14 protein-coding genes and 8 pseudogenes are annotated in these 18,255 nt (G+C 60.8%); 9 read left to right on the top strand and 13 right to left on the bottom strand.

Annotated elements, in window-relative coordinates; all coding sequences use genetic code 11:
- Positions 1-10: 10 nt before the first annotated feature.
- The 5 genes from NI18_RS22205 to NI18_RS22195 all read right to left on the bottom strand — a co-directional run bounded on the left by NI18_RS22205 (position 11) and on the right by NI18_RS22195 (position 3,104).
- Complete coding sequence (locus NI18_RS22205) at positions 11-592, bottom strand: 2-hydroxychromene-2-carboxylate isomerase (RefSeq protein ID WP_198526961.1); 582 nt, start codon at positions 590-592, stop codon at positions 11-13.
- An 11-nt stretch (positions 593-603) separates the two neighbouring features.
- Positions 604-1,167, bottom strand: coding sequence for a hypothetical protein (locus NI18_RS27925; RefSeq protein WP_347574824.1), 564 nt, complete (start codon positions 1,165-1,167; stop codon positions 604-606).
- Between the two features lie 22 nt (positions 1,168-1,189).
- Positions 1,190-1,600, bottom strand: a complete 411-nt coding sequence (locus tag NI18_RS27920; RefSeq protein WP_347574823.1) for a dihydrodipicolinate synthase family protein — start codon at positions 1,598-1,600, stop codon at positions 1,190-1,192.
- Between the two features lie 65 nt (positions 1,601-1,665).
- The gene (gene gtdA / locus NI18_RS07955) at positions 1,666-2,733 is read right to left on the bottom strand and encodes a gentisate 1,2-dioxygenase (RefSeq protein WP_037529241.1); all 1,068 of its coding nucleotides are present in this window, start codon (positions 2,731-2,733) and stop codon (positions 1,666-1,668) included.
- Positions 2,734-2,780: 47 nt separating this feature from the next.
- On the bottom strand, positions 2,781-3,104 hold the full coding sequence (locus NI18_RS22195; RefSeq protein ID WP_052149083.1) for a 2Fe-2S iron-sulfur cluster-binding protein: 324 nt from the start codon (positions 3,102-3,104) through the stop codon (positions 2,781-2,783).
- A 283-nt stretch (positions 3,105-3,387) separates the two neighbouring features.
- Between NI18_RS22195 and NI18_RS23140 the strand changes: the two are divergent.
- Positions 3,388-3,752: pseudogene (locus NI18_RS23140) on the top strand (hypothetical protein); the annotation flags it as partial.
- Positions 3,753-3,828: 76 nt separating this feature from the next.
- Positions 3,829-4,636, top strand: a pseudogene (locus tag NI18_RS07945) (IS3 family transposase); the annotation flags it as partial.
- 246 nt (positions 4,637-4,882) lie between these two features.
- On the opposite strand, the pseudogene NI18_RS07940 reads toward NI18_RS07945, so the two are convergent.
- A pseudogene (locus NI18_RS07940) lies at positions 4,883-6,144 on the bottom strand (IS110 family transposase).
- Positions 6,145-6,298: 154 nt separating this feature from the next.
- On the opposite strand from NI18_RS07940, the pseudogene NI18_RS07935 reads away from it, so the two are divergent.
- The 7 genes and pseudogenes from NI18_RS07935 to NI18_RS07915 all read left to right on the top strand — a co-directional run.
- A pseudogene (locus tag NI18_RS07935) lies at positions 6,299-6,637 on the top strand (integrase core domain-containing protein); the annotation flags it as partial.
- 35 nt (positions 6,638-6,672) lie between these two features.
- Positions 6,673-7,078, top strand: a pseudogene (locus tag NI18_RS26660) (transposase); the annotation flags it as partial.
- Between the two features lie 51 nt (positions 7,079-7,129).
- Positions 7,130-8,113: pseudogene (locus NI18_RS07925) on the top strand (HlyD family secretion protein); the annotation flags it as partial.
- Between the two features lie 2 nt (positions 8,114-8,115).
- The gene (locus tag NI18_RS07920) at positions 8,116-9,672 is read left to right on the top strand and encodes an MDR family MFS transporter (RefSeq protein WP_037529238.1); all 1,557 of its coding nucleotides are present in this window, start codon (positions 8,116-8,118) and stop codon (positions 9,670-9,672) included.
- 7 nt (positions 9,673-9,679) lie between these two features.
- Positions 9,680-10,411, top strand: a pseudogene (locus NI18_RS27915) (TolC family protein); the annotation flags it as partial.
- Positions 10,412-10,625: 214 nt separating this feature from the next.
- Positions 10,626-11,177, top strand: coding sequence for a TolC family protein (locus tag NI18_RS27910; protein ID WP_347574822.1), 552 nt, complete (start codon positions 10,626-10,628; stop codon positions 11,175-11,177).
- A gap of 479 nt (positions 11,178-11,656) precedes the next feature.
- Complete coding sequence (locus tag NI18_RS07915) at positions 11,657-11,947, top strand: AlpA family phage regulatory protein (protein WP_037529236.1); 291 nt, start codon at positions 11,657-11,659, stop codon at positions 11,945-11,947.
- On the opposite strand, the gene NI18_RS07910 is transcribed toward NI18_RS07915, so the two are convergent.
- The 7 genes and pseudogenes from NI18_RS07910 to NI18_RS07880 form a co-directional block, all read right to left on the bottom strand.
- Positions 11,919-13,175, bottom strand: coding sequence for a tyrosine-type recombinase/integrase (locus tag NI18_RS07910; RefSeq protein WP_037529235.1), 1,257 nt, complete (start codon positions 13,173-13,175; stop codon positions 11,919-11,921). The two genes, NI18_RS07915 and NI18_RS07910, sit on opposite strands and share 29 nt — an antisense overlap.
- 292 nt (positions 13,176-13,467) lie before the next feature.
- Positions 13,468-15,023: pseudogene (gene guaA, locus NI18_RS07905) on the bottom strand (glutamine-hydrolyzing GMP synthase).
- Positions 15,024-15,117: 94 nt separating this feature from the next.
- Positions 15,118-15,540 (bottom strand): 50S ribosomal protein L17, encoded by a 423-nt coding sequence (gene rplQ / locus NI18_RS07900; RefSeq protein WP_031395235.1) that lies wholly within the window; start codon positions 15,538-15,540, stop codon positions 15,118-15,120.
- 252 nt (positions 15,541-15,792) lie between these two features.
- Positions 15,793-16,863 (bottom strand): DNA-directed RNA polymerase subunit alpha, encoded by a 1,071-nt coding sequence (locus NI18_RS07895; RefSeq protein WP_031395236.1) that lies wholly within the window; start codon positions 16,861-16,863, stop codon positions 15,793-15,795.
- A 100-nt stretch (positions 16,864-16,963) separates the two neighbouring features.
- Positions 16,964-17,353 (bottom strand): 30S ribosomal protein S11, encoded by a 390-nt coding sequence (gene rpsK, locus NI18_RS07890; RefSeq protein WP_031395237.1) that lies wholly within the window; start codon positions 17,351-17,353, stop codon positions 16,964-16,966.
- Positions 17,354-17,437: 84 nt separating this feature from the next.
- Positions 17,438-17,806 (bottom strand): 30S ribosomal protein S13, encoded by a 369-nt coding sequence (gene rpsM, locus NI18_RS07885; RefSeq protein ID WP_031395238.1) that lies wholly within the window; start codon positions 17,804-17,806, stop codon positions 17,438-17,440.
- A gap of 215 nt (positions 17,807-18,021) precedes the next feature.
- Positions 18,022-18,255 (bottom strand): hypothetical protein, encoded by a 234-nt coding sequence (locus tag NI18_RS07880; protein ID WP_037529234.1) that lies wholly within the window; start codon positions 18,253-18,255, stop codon positions 18,022-18,024.

The raw sequence follows: 18,255 nt of genomic DNA, 5'->3' as shown, positions 1-18,255 counted from the left end.
AATAATTCAGCTATGCCCCTTCCCGAAGCGCAGCTTCCATGATATCGAGGCGATCATTCCCCCACCACATTTGGTCGCCTACAATCATAGTTGGTGTACCAAAGACTCCGGCGTCATGAGCTTGTTGAGTTCCGTTGTCATATCGCGCGATAGCTTCGGGTGACGAGGTCCAGCGGTTTATCTCGTCGACTTGCCAACCGTGACCGCCGGCGAGTTCCGCGAGTAGCGCTGGATCGGCAGGATCCCTACCGGCGCCCCAAACTTGGTCCCACGCCTGCCCAGTGAAGCTCAAGCCTTCTCCTTTGTCGAGCGCGAAAAGTAGGGCCCTGTTCAGCCCCGCTGTATCCAAGGTCTTAGGAAACGTCGCTGGAACACTATAGATTGAAGCCCATCGCTCAATATCGGCCCGGAAATAGGCAAGCTTTAACGGCAAGTTGACGTTAGGCGGCGCCGTATTTCCAGCCAATAGCTTTAGCTTCGGAAGATCTACGACACGAAGGCGCAGTTGTAAGTCGTAAGTCTTGCAAACGCTAGGAACTCTTTGAAACGCAAGATACGCGAACGGACTCATGAAATCGAAGTAGAAATCCAATGCACCCCTCATCACTTGTGGCCCTCCTGCTCTAGTGCAGCGGCAAGGCTCGCCCATTGTCGACCCGACTCTCTAGCGCCATCCAGCACCGATTCAGGCACGAGATGGTAAGGTGGTCGGCACGGGCCCGCCGTCATCCATCCTGCTGCATCCATCCGAGCTTTCTCAATGCCAATGTTATAGACAGAAAACTCTTTGAAGGAGCCGTTAGGAAAAAGCGTGCGATAGGTAAATGCAATCCTGTCGGTTAGTTCTTTCGCCTTGGTCCAATCGTTAGATTGTGTAGCTGCGGCTATCGCGTCTCGCAGTTGGATTACGGGAGCAGGCCCGCAAACTGCGCCGCTTGTCCAAAACGCCTTGCAGTTCTCTGGATCGAGTCGAGATGCCGCGTAGTAGTCGACATCAAGTGGCATTAGTCTGATGCGGCGCTGCGTGAGATTCAAGTCTGCGTAGAGCGCCGCTGTGTTAATATATTTTGCGGATACGACTTGGGGAATGGTCGATATCTGAGCCCAGAATGGCCGAGGAAAATCAAATTTGAAAGCCTCCGGGTTGGCATAAGCGCAGATCGCCATGTCTGGGCACGAATCCGCGACGTCACGAAAAAAATTGTACCGCCGTTGGCAGATCGGGCTGAACCCACATTGGCAGGCCTAGCATCACACCCGTAAGTCCAATTTCGCGCGCCGCCCTCGTCATGCGGATTGATTCGCGTGTATTAAGGCTTGTTGCACCACTGAAGATTGGTATCCGGCCACGGCCTGCATCAGCAAGTGTTCGCATGAACGCCTCTTGCTCAGCCCAGGTAGTCGTCGCGCCTTCCCCTAAGGTCCCCATGGACAATATACCGTCTACACCCGAAGCGATCAAAGCATCAACGACACGGGCCGTTTCCTCCAAGTCGACTGTGTCGTCAGCCCGCGGATCAGAGGCGTTTGGCTTCGCCGGGGTGGGCATTATCGCCCAACATCCTACCACTTCGTCAACCGTTAACAGTTCATGTTTCATCCCAGGTTCCTCAAGTGCGGCGGTGTAACAAGAAACGCGTTTAGCATATCGACCAAGGAACTAGCTTATCGGCTCTGGAAGGGACTACTATTCCCACGATCCTCGCGCCACAATCCAAGCTTTTCTTGGCAAACACGATCGGAGTATGAGAAGAGTACGCTTTCACAGTCGGCCTCATGTGTAACCGTGTGCCAGCTAGGAACAACAAATATGTCTTTCGGCCGCCACTCGAACACCTGATCATTAATAGTTGTTCGCCCAGTGCCCTCCGTGACTACAAATACCGTTGCATCGGTCGAGCGGTAGGGGTGGCTGCGAAAGCCGTTTGGGAGAAGTTGTAAGCACGGCGCGATTGTGGGCATCGCCCAGCCGCCATCAACAGGATTGATATACCGCATCTTTATGCCATGACACGGATCCAAATCGCCCTGTGTCACAAGGTGTCGCAAAGCCTCACGGGATCGATCATATGGATAGTTAAAGATCGGCGATACAACTCGCGATGACTTATAATCTACCGGCAGCATGTTGGCGCCAAACCGCCATCCGCTATCCCCGGCTTGCCGATCGATAGGCTGTTGGTCCTCATGATGCTCTTCGGCGAATGATGCGTCAAACATCGAGACGATGGGGATATCGAGGCCATCGAGCCAAACCATCGGCTCTGGACTATCATTACCATGGTCGTGCCAAGCCCCAGGGGGGGTGATCACGAAATCGCCGAACTGCATAGAGGTACGTTCACCATCCACCGAGGTGTGGGCACCGGAGCCGTCCATCACAAAGCGTAGGGCGGATTGACTATGTCGATGGGCTGGCGCTACTTCACCCGGAAGGACAATTTGAAGTCCGGCGTACAATGAGGTGGTTATCTTTGACTGTCCACGTAGCCCAGGGTTTTCAAGTATTAGGACACGACGTTCGGCTTCTTTCGCGGTGATGAGGCCGCCAGCTTCAAGTAGGTAGTCCTTTGCATCGTCGAAGTGCCATATGTGCGATTGACACCCACTTCTTGGTGTAGGTGTTATGATGCTGGACAAAACATTCCAAAGCGGGGTGTACGAATTTCGCTCAATCTTATCGTAGAAGCGCTTCCGTTCGGCGGTCTCAATAGGTTTTTCCGTGAGCGACATGGGGCTCTCCCTTCAGATCAGCCTAGCGGCTGCAGGTTGATCGCTTATTAGAACTGATATTCTGGAGTTGTGACGGTCAGGCCATCAAGCGTTGACGTCAACCGGATCTGACATGCTAATCGGCTATTATCTGCCTTGTTGGCTGCAAATTCCAACATTGTGGCCTCGCCGCCGCTGATCGGTTGTAGGCGGGACAGCCAGTCGGGATGAACGTAGACCTGACAGGTAGCACACGCGCAGGCTCCGCCGCAGTCGGCGTCTATCCCTGGAGCGCCAGCGGCTAGCGCGGCCTCCATTAGAGATTGGCCCTCTTGTGACTCAATTTCTCGTCCATCGCCGTATGCGTCGATAAGCACTACGCGGATTGCCATAATCCTCATCCTCTCCGAGCTTTTCGTACTTCAGGGTCTCGGTCTAATTGACCAAGGCGGTTCGTCCGCCCACTTCGGAACCTTGGAGACGTTAGTATTTTTCACTTGCGAACTATCAAGGGCATCCCACGGGACGCTCTTTTCCTGCCGAAGGCATACACAATTAAGCATGCTTAGAAGTGAGTATCATCGGTTTCGTCGAGCAGTCAAGAGGCGCGGGAGGGGCAAGATGGATCGGGTGTTCGGAAAGACTCTTTTTCCCCAAATCCGCTACGTGGGAGGCATCTTTGTAGGTCGCGACATCATCTGCGGCCGGTGGCTCTCCGCGTATATCAGGTCCGCTTTGCGGCGACGAGCAGGGTCACTTATCACATACGCCGGAGACCTGCCGTCCTGCGTCGTGGCTATAGAGGCCTGCTGCCGAGCTCATCGATGGGACGGGCGCTGGCACGACAAGGCTATGTCGTTCGGCTGATGTCGTCGGAATATGTCCGTCCATACGTTAAGGCGCAGAAGAACGACGACCGCGACCCGGAGCCGATCGCGGAAGCGGCAACCCGGCCGACCATGCGGTTCGTGGAATTGAAAACCGAGGAGCAACTCGACATGCAAGCGCTGCATCGAACTCGTGACCAACTTCACGGGGAACCTCCTTGCTGTGACGTGACCCCCGTTTTTTCCTCCATTTGGAGCTAGAGTCCGACCCCGAAGAAGGGACGGACGGATGAAGCGGAAGCAGTTTTCGGAAGAGCAGATCATCGGCATCTTGAAGGAGGCCGAGGCGGGCGCGGTAGTGACGGAGTTGTGCCGGCGGCACGGTCTGTCGAGCGCGACCTATTACGCCTGGAAGGCCAAGTTCGGCGGTCTGGAGGTGTCCGACGCGAAGCGGCTGCGGGCGCTGGAGGAGGAGAACGGCAGGCTCAAGCGGTTGTTGGCGGATACGATGCTCGACAATGCGGGTCTGAAGGATCTGCTATCAAAAAATGGTAGCGCCTGCCGCGAAGCGGGAAGCGGTCGCGCATCTCCAGGCGACGTTGGGGATGAGCGAGCGGCGGGCGTGTGCTGTCGTCGGAGCGGATCGCAAGAGCATGCGGTATCGCTCGTGCCGGGATAATGATGGCGACCTGCGGTCGCGTTTGCGTGAGCTGGCACAGCAGCGTCGGCGGTTCGGCTATCGACGCCTGCACATCCTGCTTCGCCGAGACGGCATCACGATCAACCGCAAGAAGACCCAACGGCTGTATCGAGAGGAAGGCCTGACGGTGCGCCGGAGGAAGGGACGAAGGCGCGCCGTCGGCGCGCGGGCGCCTGCGCTGGTGTTGGCGCTTCCCAACCAGCGCTGGAGCCTGGACTTCGTGCATGATCAGCTCGCCACGGGCCGTCGGTTCCGCGTGCTCAATGTCGTCGATGATGTGACCCGTGAGTGCCTGGCGGCGGTGGTGGATACGTCGATCTCGGGCAGGCGGGTCGTGCGTGAGCTAGGCGACCTGATCGCAAGGCGTGGTGCGCCGAAGACGATCGTGAGCGACAACGTCCTATGTTGGGAAGCAGCGGCGGGTTTCAGCCAGCAGATATCCATGCGCCGACAACCATCGGCGCGGCATGCATTCTGAGCCAGATGGCTCCCACCGTCAACGGGATCGCTCCCTGCCATAGCAAACACAGGATCCAGCGGCGCCGAGGCGGCCGTGGTCCTCACCATCCTTAAGACGAGATACGCACCCAGGTGGAAGGCCCGAACATTATCTACAGGGTCGCTCTCGCGCCCTCACGGCACATCAGAGAGGGGTCCTTCCACCTGGCATCCGACCGTTCGAGGAACGGCCGGGTACTCTGTCCCCCCGTCTTGATGACGGCGTGAGCCACGCGCGCCATCTTGGCGGTGAGCGCCGTCATCGCCTTGCGGCGACGGTCGGCATCGTCCGCGTGCCCGGCGACATATCGTCCGAGCTTATCGCGGAAGCTATTGTCGCGCTGACGCGCGGCAACTTGAGCAGCCATCCAGAAAGTCCGGCGCAATCGTGCGTTGCCGTACTTGGACAGCTTTGTCCGGCCACGGAACGTGCCTGACTGACACGTCGCGAGATCGAGGCCGCAGAATTTCAGAAATTGGCGATGATGATTGAACCGGCGCAGATCACCGGCTTCCGCCAGGATGGTCAGCGCGTTGATCGGGCCGATGCCGGGAATCTTGCGCAGCAGCTGGTAATCGACATGCTCGGCCAGCCTGGCATGGGCAAGCCGCTCTATCTCGTCACGCTGCTGGATGAGACTGCGCCCCTGCGCAATGACCATACGGAACATGGTGATTGCTGCCGAATCCTCCGGGACTGGCAGAGCCACCGAAGCGCAGGCCGTTTCGTATATGTCATTGATAAGACGCGCTTTGGAAACCTTGCGGCCGATGAGAGGCCAGGCCACGGCCGAGAATGTCTCGGCGTCGAGCGCGGTGATGCTGGCAGGAGTGGGGAACCGCTCGATGAGCGCAAAAACCAGTCGGATCTGCTGTTGCCGGCGAAGCGGGCGATCTCAGGGAAGTAGAGCGGCAAATAGTGGGTGAGGATCCGATGCCAGGTTTGCGTCTTGGCCTTGGAGATCGTTTCGTGGGTCTTCGACAGTTCCTGCAGGTCGTTGATCCCGGCCGCCAGCGGATCGACATAACGCTGCGTCGCCCCGATCCGCAGCATGTGCAGGATGACCTGCGCGTCCTTGGGGTCGTTCTTGTCCCAGCCATTGTGCAGCGCCTCGCGCGTTCTGGCGAGCGCGACCGACGAGATGAGGCGCAGCTCGAACCCTGCCGTCAGCAGCCGATGTGCCAGCGTGCGATGGTAATTACCCGTCGCCTCGAACCGACGACGATGGGACGGCCGATGGCAGCGAGCTGTTCGGCGAAGTCGTCATAGTCCTTCTTGGTTGCCATGACGGACAGCCGCCGGCGCCGGCCGCCTTCCGGTCGCTCGATCAGGACTTCCTGCCGGTTCTTGGACATGTCGATGGCTACCAGCACGGCGCCAGCAGGCGTAGGGGTGAGCTTGGTCATGGTCGGTCGGCCTCCAAAGTGTTGTCTCGACAACTTCACTTTAGACACCCGCTGGCCGGCCATGGCTTGCCCTGATGAACCCTGCGGCCGCTACGCGGCCTTGTCTCCATCAGGGCCATAGCGGCTCCCGAACCGGCGCTTCCCAATGTGCTATGGCAGCGAGTTCATCGCTACCGCGGTCCAGCAATGGCTCGGCCAAGTCGGCGTGAAGACGCTCTACATCGCGCCGGGTTCGCCTTGGGAGAACGGCTATAACGAGAGCTTCAACGGCTCGCTGCGCGACGAGCTGCTCAACGGGGAAATCTTCTACAGTCTCGCCGAGGCAAGGGTGCTGATCGAGGCGTGGCGGCGCCATTACAACACCGTCCGGCCGCACAGCAGCTTGGGCTACCGCCCACCGGCACCAGAAGCGGCGACACCGCCATTGCCAGCCTCCGGCTCCGCTTCGCTCCACCTCCGCCCGGCGATGGCGGCGGAGGCCACAATGCACTAACTATCTACCCGGACCACCCGGTGGGGGCTGCTCAACTGCCGGATCTGCTGGCGCAAATCCCGACGGACGAACGGATTACGATCGTCGGGGGTGATGGCGCCTACGACACCAGAAAGTGTCGGGCCGCGATCGCAGCCCGGGGCGCAGACGCGGTCATTCCCGTACGCCGGGGCGGCCAGCATGGAAGAAGCCGGCGGCCGCGCCGATGCTCGCAACGAAACGCTACGCGCGATGAAAAGGCTCGGTCGAACAATCTGGAAGAAGTGGAGCGGCTACCATCGCCGCAGCCTGGTCGAGACGAAGATGCACTGCTTCAAGCTGCTCGGCGAGCGCGTCGCATCGCGCACCTTTGATCGTCAGATTACCGAGCTCAAACTCCGTGCCGCAGTTCTCAATCGATTTTCACAAATAGGAACACCGACCACCATCCGCGTTGCATAGATCTCGTCAGTAAAACCATATTTGTGCTTAATTATCTTTGTGCAACAAAGCCAGTTCATGCAGAAAACCGACAACGCTTATGTGGCGGCGGACTCTGTCGTGGTGGCCCCGAAAGTTGCCGGATATGTCGAGCGCGTGTTTGTCAGCGCGAACCAAGCGGTCCGCAAAGGGCAGCAGTTGGCAGAACTGGACCCTCGCGAATATCGAGCCCAAAGCGAGCAGATCACCAGCCAGATCGACACAGCGAAAGCTGCGGTCGAGACGAGCCGTTCGCAGATCGCTGAACAGCAGGCGACAATCGTCCAGGCGCGTGCTCAGGCGGCCTCGGCGCGCGCCGAGGCGCTCGCGCGGCAGCAGGTTGCGCGCTATCAGCCGCTGGCGGCGTCTGGCGCAGAGCCAGGCGAGCGATTTGCTCAGCTTCAGACGCAGGCACGACAGGCAGATGAGCGCGCCAATGCTGCTCAGGCCGGCCTTACCGCAGCAGAAAGGCGCGTTGGCACGCTTGGTGCGCAGGTACGACAGGCGCAATCGCAAGCCGAAGCCGCTCGCGCTCAGCTCTCCGCCGCGCGTGTGAACACCGAATCGACGTTGCTCAAGGCAGCGATCGATGGTCGCTTCGGCGATCTCGCTGTCCGGGTAGGGCAGTTCGTACAGCCCGGAACGCGCCTGATGACGCTGGTGCCGGTGGAGCGCCTCTTCATCGAGGCCAATTTTAAAGAGACGCAGCTAGGTCTCATGCGAGTCGGCCAGCCCGTCAGCATCGACGTCGACGCGCTCCCCGGGGTCGAGCTGAAAGGGCGGGTTGCCAGCTTCGCACCGGGCACAGGTGCCCAGTTCTCCGTGCTCCCGCCGCAAAACGCGACCGGCAACTTCACGAAGATCGTTCAGCGCGTGCCCGTCCGTATCGCGATCGATGCGCCGCCCGAAGTCAGGCCCCTTCTGGTTCCCGGAATGTCGGTCGGCATTACTGTCGATACCCGTTCGGCCAAAGGCGACCTGGAGAGAATCCGGCAGGCCGTAAGTCGGAAGCGCTGAGCGTGGCGACGGTTGCTGCATCTCCGGGGACGTTACGCGCCGAGCGAGCCGACTCGACGGCCTGGATCGCGGTCGCGGCCGGCGCGCTGGGCGCGCTGCTCGCGACACTCGACATCTCGATCGTCAACTCGGCGCTGCCGACTATCCAAGGGGAGATCGGAGCGACCGGCACGGAAGGAACGTGGATCGCCACGGCTTTTCTCGTTGCCGAGATCATCATCATACCGCTGAGCGCGTGGCTGGAACGGCTTTTGGGGTTGAGGACACTTCTCCTCATCTCTGTGACCTCTTTTACAGGATTCTCGGTCCTGTGCGGCACCGCTACGGATCTGATGACAATGATCGTCGGAAGGGCGGGTCAGGGGTTCACGGGCGGCGTGCTCATCCCGACAGCGATGACGATCGTCGCAAAGCGCCTCCCGCCATCGCAACAGCCAATCGGCATGGCCCTTTTTGGAATGACCGTCATCCTGGGTCCGGTTCTTGGCCCCCTGCTCGGAGGCTGGCTCACGGAAAATCTGAGCTGGCATTATGCCTTCTTCGTCAACGTGCCGGTCTGCGGTCTGCTCTTGCTGCTGCTGCTTCTCGGCCTGCCGCACGAGAAAACGAACTGGGTCTATTTCCGCGAGGCGGACTGGTTCGGGATCGTCGGCATGATCCTCGGCCTGGGAGGACTGACGGTCGTGCTTGAGGAAGGGCACCGTGAAGAATGGTTTGAATCGACGTACATCGTCCGGCTGACGATCATGACCCTGATTGGTTTTGTCATGCTGGGTATCGGACAATTCAGGGCCGCCAAGCCTGTGCTTAAGCTGCGGATCGTGATGAATCGACAATTCGGCAGCGTCGTCGTCATGGCGCTGGCGCTGGGCATGGTGATGTACGGCTCGACCTTCGTCATCCCGCAATTCCTCGCGCTGATCGCTAACTATAACGCCCTTGAGACGGGTCAGGTGATTTTCCTCATGGGTGTGCCTGCCTTCCTGCTGATGCCCGTCATCCCGCTGCTTATCCGCGTCGTCGATATCAGGATCGCCGTTGGCACAGGCCTTGCGCTCATGGCCGCCAGCTGCCTCGTCAACACCAGCCTCACCGCGGAATCTGCCGGAGAAGCCTTTACCGCCGGACAGTTACTGCGTGGTGTCGGCATGATCCTCACCATGCTGTTCCTGAACCAGGCCACTATCGCTTCGGTCAGCAAGGAGGATGCCGGTGATGCATCAGGCATCTTCAATGCCGCACGAAATCTCGGCGGGTCGTTCGCTTTGGCCGCCCTGGCCTCCTTTCAGGACCAGCGAATGTCGCTCCATAGCCGACGGATGGAAGAGACCCTTTGGGCAAACGACCCAAGGTTGCAGGATTATCTCGCCGGCATGACCAGGACGTTCGGCCAGATGGACGCCGCCCTTCAGTCGCTTGCCGGGACCATTCAGCAGCAGGCCTTCATCATGACGTACAATGACATTTTCCTGGCGATGGCGCTTGCGACACTAGCCACGCTTCCACTCGTTTTGTTCCTGCGCCCGCTGCCTAAAGGGCAGTCCATGGCGATGCATTGAGGCTGCGATGATAAACTTCAGAGGTCTCGTTCTCGCCCCCTTGCTGCTCGGCGGATGTGTCGTTGGCCCGGACTACGCCGGACCGCCGGGGTTGGATCGCGCCGCCCCCCAATCCAAGTTCGTGCGCCAGACCGCGAGTACGAGCACCAATGACCCCGCAGTTGCTGAGTGGTGGACGGCCCTTCAAGATCCGGTCCTGAACGAGCTTGAGCAACGCGCACTTGCAGCGAATCCGTCGATCGATGTCGCCCAGGCGCGACTCCGTCAGGCGCGTGCATCCGTGCGCCAGGAGCGCGCTAACCGCTTTCCGAAAGCTGGGGCACAAGCGACCGGAATCTTCGCCGACCTTCCCGGGATCGATCTGCAGTCAGCTCAGGGGAACGGCGCAACGCCCCCTTCCCAGGACGCGGATTCCTCTCTCCAGTTTTTCAATCTCGGCCTGAACGCAAATTGGGAAATCGATTTTGCGGGAGGCCAGATCCGAAAAATAGAATCCGCTAACGCACTAGCCGCAGCGGCGTCCTACAACGCGGCAGATGCACACGTTCAACTCGCAGCCGACGTTGCGCAAAGTTATACGAATCTGCGGGACCGGCAGCAGCGCGCCGCTGCACTTCGTGGGGGGCTGGACCTGCAGAAGCAGCAGCTAGGCCTCGCTCGGCAACGCTTTCAGCAGGGCACGGTGCCGGCCTTTGCCATTGGTCAGGCGAACCGCGCCATTCAGGCTACCAACGGCGATCTCGCTACGGCTGAGGCGGAGATCGGAATTTATCTCAATGCGCTCGCCGTGCTTGCAGGGGAGGCGCCAGGGAGGCTCGATTCCTTGCTGGCTATCCCGCGTGACGTCCCCTTGCCACCACAGGTCGTCGCCATCGGCGATCCCGCCTCTCTACTTCGCCGTCGACCCGACATACGCGCCGCCGAGCGCAATCTGGCGGCCACGACCGCCCGGATTGGCGTCGCTGAAGCAGCGCGTTTTTCCCAAGATCAGCTTTATGGGGATCCTAGGCATCGGCGGAACGTCTGTCGGAGACCTGGTCGATCTGGGAAATATCTCCAACATTGCCGTGCCCCAGCTACAATGGGGGTTGCTCGATTTTGGACGAACTTCGGCCCAGATAACGCAAGCGCGCGCTGGACGAGACGAAGCTGAGGCACAGTATCGACAGGTCGTTCTAGGTGCGTTCCAGGACGCCGAGAATTCGCTCGCGCGCTTTGCACAGCAACGTCGCAATGTGGCAGCGCTCGCCGAGATCAAGCGATCGGCTGACGAGTCAGACATTTTGACACAACAACGCTTCCAGCGACAGGTGATTTCCCGCAGTGACGCACTCGAGTCCGGTCGTCAGAAAGTGCTTGCTGCATCAAACCTTCAAAGTGCGGTTGCGGCTCTTACGGCAAGTTATATCGCCATCCAAAAATCACTCGGACTCGGGTGGCAGGAATCGACCTATCAAGGATTGGCAACGGATTCCTCGACCACGTCTATCGGAACAAATCAGTGATCCCTCCGCCTGTCATGCCCTGGTGTCGCCTTTGGGGTAGTTACCGAATTACCATAACGGCGCCTTGACTGAGGAGACGCTGCTGTGGTCGACACCGAAATACGGTCTGTATGGAACGGGAGGTGACGATGCAACTTCGGTCGGGAGTTCAAGATTGAGCAGTTAAGCTGGCGCAGGATTAAGGGCGACTGCTTCTTCACTTCAATTTATTGATCTACGCACGATACGCGGCCTTTCGGATTGGCAAGACCTGGCTCTGGCAATCGGACTGGCAAGCCTGCGCCGGCAGTTTGTTGACGTCGTCGCTCCGCTCGACGGACTGCGTCCTGCGCATGACTAGGGCCAAGGGACAACCAGAACGAGCCCGCCGATTTGTACGCCATTGCCGCCGCGGGCCCTACGCCGGTGTGTTCGCTCTTTTCATGTCGGGTCTATCGGCTCCAATCGGCATCAGACGCCAATCCCGTTGGAGTAGAGTTATGTCGACGAAACCTGAGGCCCTCAAAAAGCGGATGATCCGCCGCCATGAGCTTCGGCAGATCATACCGCTGGCCGACACCACCATCTACGAGATGGAACTGCGCGGCGAATTCCCTCGTCGCTTTGCGCTCACCCCGCGCTGTGTGGTGTGGGATCTGGCCGAGGTCGAAGCGTGGCTGACCGAGCGCCTGGCGACAGCTCGGCGATCGCCCATCGACCGCGCGCCGCATCCTGATGTACGCAAGCGCAAGGCGCGCCCCGTCAAAGCGCCGGATCAGGCACGAGCATAGGCATCGAGGGCGGAATCAGGACCGGCACGCGCTTCTGCCCCGCCACCCAAGCATCGATGATATCAGACCACTCCTGCATCATATGCCGCCGCTGATGCTCGTACTCCGCCTTGTTGTAGACGCCGCGCGAGGATCGCCCATCTTCATGGGCCAGGCACTTTTCGATCCAGTCACTGTTGAACCCCAGTTCGTTGAGCAGGGTCGATCCGGTGCGGCGCAAGTCATGTACCGTGAACGGCTCCAGCGGTAAGCCTTCCTTCTGCGCACGCTCCACGACGGCATAGGTGACGCGATTAAAGGTCGCCCGGGACATCGGCGCATCCGCATCATACCGAGACGGCAGAAGGTAGCGCGAGTTACCCGCGCAGGTCTTCAACGCGATCATGATGTCGAGGCATTGCTGCGAGAGATAGACGTTATGCGCCTTGGATCGCTTCATGCGTTCCTTGGGGATCGTCCACACGGCGTTCTCGAAGTCCACCTCGTCCCAGACCGCATCCTGCAGCTCGCTCTTGCGCACCATTGTCAGCAGAAAGAGGCGCATCCCGAGTCGGATCGTTGGCAGCGTCGCCACATGGTCGAGCTGCTTGAGCATCACGCGAATTTCCGTCGGCGACAGCGACCGGTCCTTTGGAACGAACTTCGCGATCGAGGCGGGGCCGACATCGTCGGCCGGATTGGCGACCTTCTCGCCGTGCAAGATCGCAAATCCGTAGATCTGCTTCAGGATGTCGCGGACATGGATCGCAGTCGCCGGAGCGCCGCGATCGACGATCTTGCCGCAGTGGGCGCGCAGGTCATCCGGCGTGATTTCTGTCAGCAGCCGATTCTTCCAGACTGGCAGAAGCTCTCGTTCGAAGATCGAACGCCGCATTGCGCGGGTGCTGTCCGCCATCGGCGCCTTCACCAACCAGCGCTCACCAAACTCACCGAAGCTCTTGGCCTCTTTGATCCGGCGTTTGTCGCGCTGCTTTTCCTGGGCAGGGGACCTGCCTTCGAAGACTGCACGTTTAGCGTCGATCGTCGCTTCACGGGCTCGAGCAAGGGACAAACCGGAGGGACCGTACTTCCCGAGCGTCAGCGTCTCGCGTCGCCCATGCAGCCGGTAGTCCAGCCGAAACGTCAGCGTCCCGGAGGTTGAGACCTGAACATAAAGGCCGTCACGGTCCGTGACCTTGTATGCTTTTTCGCGTGGTTTCAGGTTCTTAAGGGCAACATCGGTGAGCATACCGACCTCCTCTACGCAAAATACCGTCAGGCGATTTTCGGCAATTCTGCCGAAATTGTCGCATGATTTACAATGGCTTAGTGCGGAAAGAATACCGTCACTGGCTTCAATACCTCTGACGGTATCGCTGGATTGGGCCAAGTGCAAGTTTGCCGGATACCGTCACGCAGGACGCCAGGGCCAACCGCTGCTCCGCGATTGACCTCGATAGATAGCGTGAGATAGTCTTTTTTATTTCAATGCTTTGACCGAGCTTTGCCGATTGATCGCGATAGCCAAAAATGGCCCCGAATCATTCCCACTCGATCGTGCCGGGCGGCTTCGACGTATAGTCGTAGGTGACGCGGTTGATGCCCTTGACCTCGTTGATGATCCGGGTCGCCACGCGCGGCAGGAAGTCGCCGGGGAACTGGAACGCCTGCGCGGTCATCCCGTCGGTCGACGTCACTGCGCGCAGGGCGAGGACGTTGTCGTAAGTGCGGCCGTCGCCCATCACGCCGACACTGCGCACGGGCAGCAGCACCGCGAACGCCTGCCAGATCGTGTCGTAGAGCCCCGCCGCGCGGATCTCCTCGAGGTAGATCGCATCCGCCTTGCGCAGGATGTCACAGCGTTCCTTGGTGACTTCGCCGGGGATGCGGATCGCGAGGCCGGGTCCGGGGAACGGATGACGGCCGACGAAGATCTCCGGCAGGCCCAACTCGCGACCAAGCGCGCGGACCTCGTCCTTGAACAGTTCGCGCAAGGGCTCGACGAGCTTCATGTTCATCCGCTCGGGCAGACCGCCGACATTATGGTGGCTCTTGATCGTTACCGACGGCCCGCCGGTGAAGCTGACGCTCTCGATCACGTCGGGATAGAGCGTACCCTGAGCCAGGAACTCCGCCCCGCCCAGTTTCTTCGCCTCGGCATCGAACACGTCGATGAAGGTCTTGCCGATGAACTTGCGCTTCAGTTCGGGGTCGGTGATGCCCGCGAGACCGCTGAGGAACAGCTCCTCGACGTTCACATGGATCAGTGGGATGTTGTAGGCGCCGCGGAACAGGCTGACGACCTGCTCGCTCTCGCCCGCGCGCATCAGGCCGTGATCGACATAGACGCAGGTGAGCTGCTCGCCGATCGCCTCGTGGATCAGCACCGCCGCGACCGCCGAATCGACGCCGCCCGACAGACCGCAGATGACTCGGCCGCTGCCGACCTGCGCGCGGATCTCGGCGATCTTGGTCTCGCGGAACTCGGCCATTGTCCAGTCGCCGCTGAGACCGCAGACGTGCCGCGCGAAGTTCGCGATCAGCTTGCCGCCATCGGGCGTGTGGACGACCTCGGGATGGAACTGCACGCCGTAGAAGCGCCGCGCCTCGTCCGCGACGATCGCATAGGGGGCACCGGTCGATACCGCGACGGGGGTAAAGCCCGGCGGGATCGCGTCGACCTTGTCGCCATGGCTCATCCATACCTGGTGCCGCTCGCCCTCGGCCCACAGCCCGTCGAACAGCGCGCAAGGCGACTTCACCTCGACGAACGCGCTGCCGAATTCGCCGCCGTCACCCGAGACGATCACGTTGCCGCCGAGCTGCGCGGACATGACCTGCTGGCCGTAACAGATGCCGAGGATCGGGATCCCCGCCTCGAAGAAATGCTGCGGCACCCGGGGGCTGTTCTCGGTCGTGACCGAGGCGGGGCCACCCGACAGGATGATCCCCTTTGGCTGCATCCGCTCGAACGCGGCCGCGGCGGACTGGAAGGGGGCGATCTCGCTATAGCGCCCGCCTCGCGCACGCGGCGGGCGATCAGCTGGGTTACCTGGCTGCCGAAATCGACGATGAGAATGCTGTCTGGGTGCTCCATGTCGGGCGCATAGCCGGATGGGACCCGTAACGAAAGAGGCCGCGCCTCCCGGATGGGAAACGCGGCCTGCAATTCGACTAACGAGAGGCGGGGATTATGCCGCTTCGTTGTAATCCTCGTCCGACATCACCGGACCCGAATCCTGGCCCTTCGCCGAGACGTCGCGGTCGACGAACTCGATGACGGCCATCGGCGAGGCGTCCGACATGCGGATGCCGGCCTTGATGACGCGGGTGTAGCCGCCGTTGCGATCCGCATAGCGGGTCGCCAGAACGTCGAACAGCTTCACCAGCTGGGCATCGTCGAGCAGCTTGCCGTGCGCGAGACGACGGTTGGACAGGCCACCCTTCTTCGCGAGCGTGATCAGCTTCTCGATGTAAGGACGCAGTTCCTTTGCCTTGGCGACGGTGGTGGTGATCTGCTCGTGCTTGATGAGCGCGGCGCTCATGTTGCGGAACAGAGCAAGACGGTGGGCCGAGGTCCGCTGAAGCTTACGGCCGCCTACGCGATGGCGCATGTTTAATACCTTTTCGTTCGTTCAGGGGCCGTATGAGGTACCCGGGAGCTGGTCGCCGTTAAGGCCGGCGACCGTTGCCTTCGTAAAGACGGCAAGGACGGGTTCCGTCAATCACGAAACCCGCACCTTGCCCACTTTGTCTTCAGCCGGGTGGCGACCCGGCAAAGCCGTGTCGTCGAACGGGTCGGTCGAAACCGACCCGCCGGCCGGGCTGTCTGGTCTCCGGTGCAGCATGGCTGCCCCGGTGCCAGATCAGCCCATGATTTCCTGCTCGAGCTTCTTGGCCATCTCTTCGATGTTCTCAGGCGGCCAGCCCGGGATTTCCATGCCCAGGCGAAGACCCATCGACGACAGCACTTCCTTGATCTCGTTCAAGGACTTGCGGCCGAAGTTAGGCGTGCGCAGCATCTCGGCTTCGGTCTTGCCGACCAGATCGCCGATATAGATGATGTTGTCGTTCTTGAGGCAGTTCGCCGAACGCACCGACAGCTCGAGCTCGTCGACCTTCTTGAGAAGGTAACGGTTGATCTGCTGCGTGTCGCCTGCGGGCTCCGCACCACCGGCAGCGGGTGCTGCCTGGCCGATCGGGGCCGACGAACGGGTGACAGACGAATCGTCGAAGTGCACGAACAGCGCGAGCTGGTCCTGGAGAATGCGACCGGCATAGCCGACTGCGTCTTCCGGGGTGATCGTGCCGTCGGTTTCGATCGTCAGCGTCAGCTTGTCGTAATCCAAGTCCTGACCGACGCGGGTCGGGTCGACCTTGTACGACACCTGACGTACCGGCGAGTAGAGCGCATCGACCGGGATCAGACCGATCGGCGCGTCGGCCGGGCGGTTTGCGGTCGCGGGCACGTAACCCTTACCGATGTCGGCGGTCAGCTCCATGTTGAGCGTCGCACCCTCATCGAGGTGGCAGATCACGAGATCCTTGTTCATGATCTCGATGTCGCCCGAGACGGCGATGTCGCCGGCCTTGACTTCACCCGGACCCGTTGCCGAGAGCTGGAGGCGCTTGGGCCCCTCGCCCTGCATGCGGATCGCGATCTGCTTCACGTTGAGGACGATGTCGGTCACGTCCTCGCGGACGCCGGCCAGAGACGAGAACTCATGCAGCACGTTCTCGATCTTGATCGAGGTCACGGCCGCGCCCTGCAGCGACGAAAGCAACACGCGACGCAGCGCGTTGCCGAGCGTCAGGCCGAAGCCACGCTCGAGCGGCTCGGCGATGAAGGTCGCCTTGCGCTTGGTGTCGCCACCGGCCTTTTTCTCCAGGCCGCTGGGCTTCTTGAGTTCCTGCCAGTTCTTTGCGTTGACAGACACTTGCTTCCCCTAATTTGGGGGCCGGCGGACAGGACGTCCACCGGCCATGAATATGCACCCGTGCCGCGCGATCAACCGCGCACGGGCAACGTCGGAGAAATCAGACGCGACGACGCTTCGAAGGACGAACGCCGTTGTGCGGGATCGAGGTCACGTCGCGGATCGACGTGATCTGGAAACCGACTGCCTGCAGCGCGCGCAGTGCCGACTCGCGGCCCGAACCGGGCCCCTTCACTTCGACTTCGATCGTCCGGACGCCGTGCTCGGCGGCCTTCTTGCCGGCGTCTTCCGCTGCGACCTGCGCCGCGTACGGAGTCGACTTGCGCGAGCCCTTAAAGCCCATTGCGCCAGCCGACGACCACGAGATCGCGTTGCCCTGGGCATCGGTGATCGTGATCATGGTGTTGTTGAAGCTGGCATTCACGTGTGCGACGCCAGAGGTGATGTTCTTGCGCTCGCGCCGCTTAATGCGCTGAGGTTCGCGTGCCATGGTGTATTTCCTGACCTGTATCTGCGTGACGCCGGGCGGTCCCTCGGGACCAGCGCCGGCGGAGTAATCCGGGGTTGAGTCGGATTACTTCTTCTTGCCGGCGATCGGCTTAGCCTTGCCCTTGCGGGTGCGCGCATTGGTGTGCGTGCGCTGGCCGCGGACCGGCAGGCCCTTACGGTGACGAAGACCACGATAGCAGGCGAGATCCATCAGGCGCTTGATGTTCATCGACACCTGGCGACGCAGATCGCCTTCGACGGTGTAGTCGGCGTCGATCGCCTCACGGATGTGCAGCACTTCCTGGTCGGTCAGGTCCTGGACACGCGCGGTGTCGGCAATGCCGAGCTTCGCGACGATTTCCTTGGCCTTGGTCGAACCGATGCCGTGAATATAGGTCAGCGCGATCACCACGCGCTTGTTGGTCGGGATATTAACACCCGCGATACGTGCCATGAACTTGGTTCTCCTGCTCCACGAGGTCCGGCATGGCTGCACGGCCCTCATCTCCTAGCGATGATCCGAAACGCACGATAACGGCGAACGCAAAAGAGCGCCGCCGGGAACCGTCGTATCGGGGAGGTCGAATTAGGCGCGCGCTAATGAACTGTCAAGCCGCGGGTTCCGCCGCCCGCGTGGTGCGCCCCCGCGATGCGCGCCGTGCAACCGCGTCAGGGCCGGGGCTCGGCCACCCGTCGCAGCACGATCCAGCGCCGCAGCGCGACGACGAACCAGATCAGCTCGACCAGCCCGAACGGCCATGCCCCCTGCAGGAAGCCATAAGCCGATCCGAACAGGCACCCCACCGCGAAGCCGAACGTCCACCAGTGCGATCCCGATTCCCTGGCATAGCACAGCAGGGTGAAGGAGACTGCGGCAAGCCCGAAAAGCGAAAGTGCGTCCAT

It is taken from the genome of Sphingomonas sp. Ant20 (assembly GCF_000783375.1).
In the GTDB taxonomy this organism is placed as follows: domain Bacteria; phylum Pseudomonadota; class Alphaproteobacteria; order Sphingomonadales; family Sphingomonadaceae; genus Sphingomonas; species Sphingomonas aerolata.
Note: the sequence above shows the minus strand (reverse complement) of the source record. Positions and strands in the feature narration are given on the sequence as shown.

Excerpts from the sequence above, each read along its gene's own strand:
- NI18_RS07880 (WP_037529234.1), bottom strand. The coding sequence starts at position 18,255 with ATGGACGCACTTTCGCTTTTCGGGCTTGCCGCAGTCTCCTTCACCCTG.
- NI18_RS27920 (WP_347574823.1), bottom strand. The coding sequence starts at position 1,600 with ATGAAACATGAACTGTTAACGGTTGACGAAGTGGTAGGATGTTGGGCG.
- NI18_RS07915 (WP_037529236.1), top strand. The coding sequence starts at position 11,657 with ATGTCGACGAAACCTGAGGCCCTCAAAAAGCGGATGATCCGCCGCCAT.
- gtdA (WP_037529241.1), bottom strand. The coding sequence starts at position 2,733 with ATGTCGCTCACGGAAAAACCTATTGAGACCGCCGAACGGAAGCGCTTC.
- NI18_RS22195 (WP_052149083.1), bottom strand. The coding sequence starts at position 3,104 with ATGGCAATCCGCGTAGTGCTTATCGACGCATACGGCGATGGACGAGAA.
- NI18_RS07910 (WP_037529235.1), bottom strand. The coding sequence starts at position 13,175 with ATGCTCACCGATGTTGCCCTTAAGAACCTGAAACCACGCGAAAAAGCA.
- NI18_RS27925 (WP_347574824.1), bottom strand. The coding sequence starts at position 1,167 with ATGGCGATCTGCGCTTATGCCAACCCGGAGGCTTTCAAATTTGATTTT.
- rpsK (WP_031395237.1), bottom strand. The coding sequence starts at position 17,353 with ATGGCACGCGAACCTCAGCGCATTAAGCGGCGCGAGCGCAAGAACATC.
- rplQ (WP_031395235.1), bottom strand. The coding sequence starts at position 15,540 with ATGCGCCATCGCGTAGGCGGCCGTAAGCTTCAGCGGACCTCGGCCCAC.
- rpsM (WP_031395238.1), bottom strand. The coding sequence starts at position 17,806 with ATGGCACGTATCGCGGGTGTTAATATCCCGACCAACAAGCGCGTGGTG.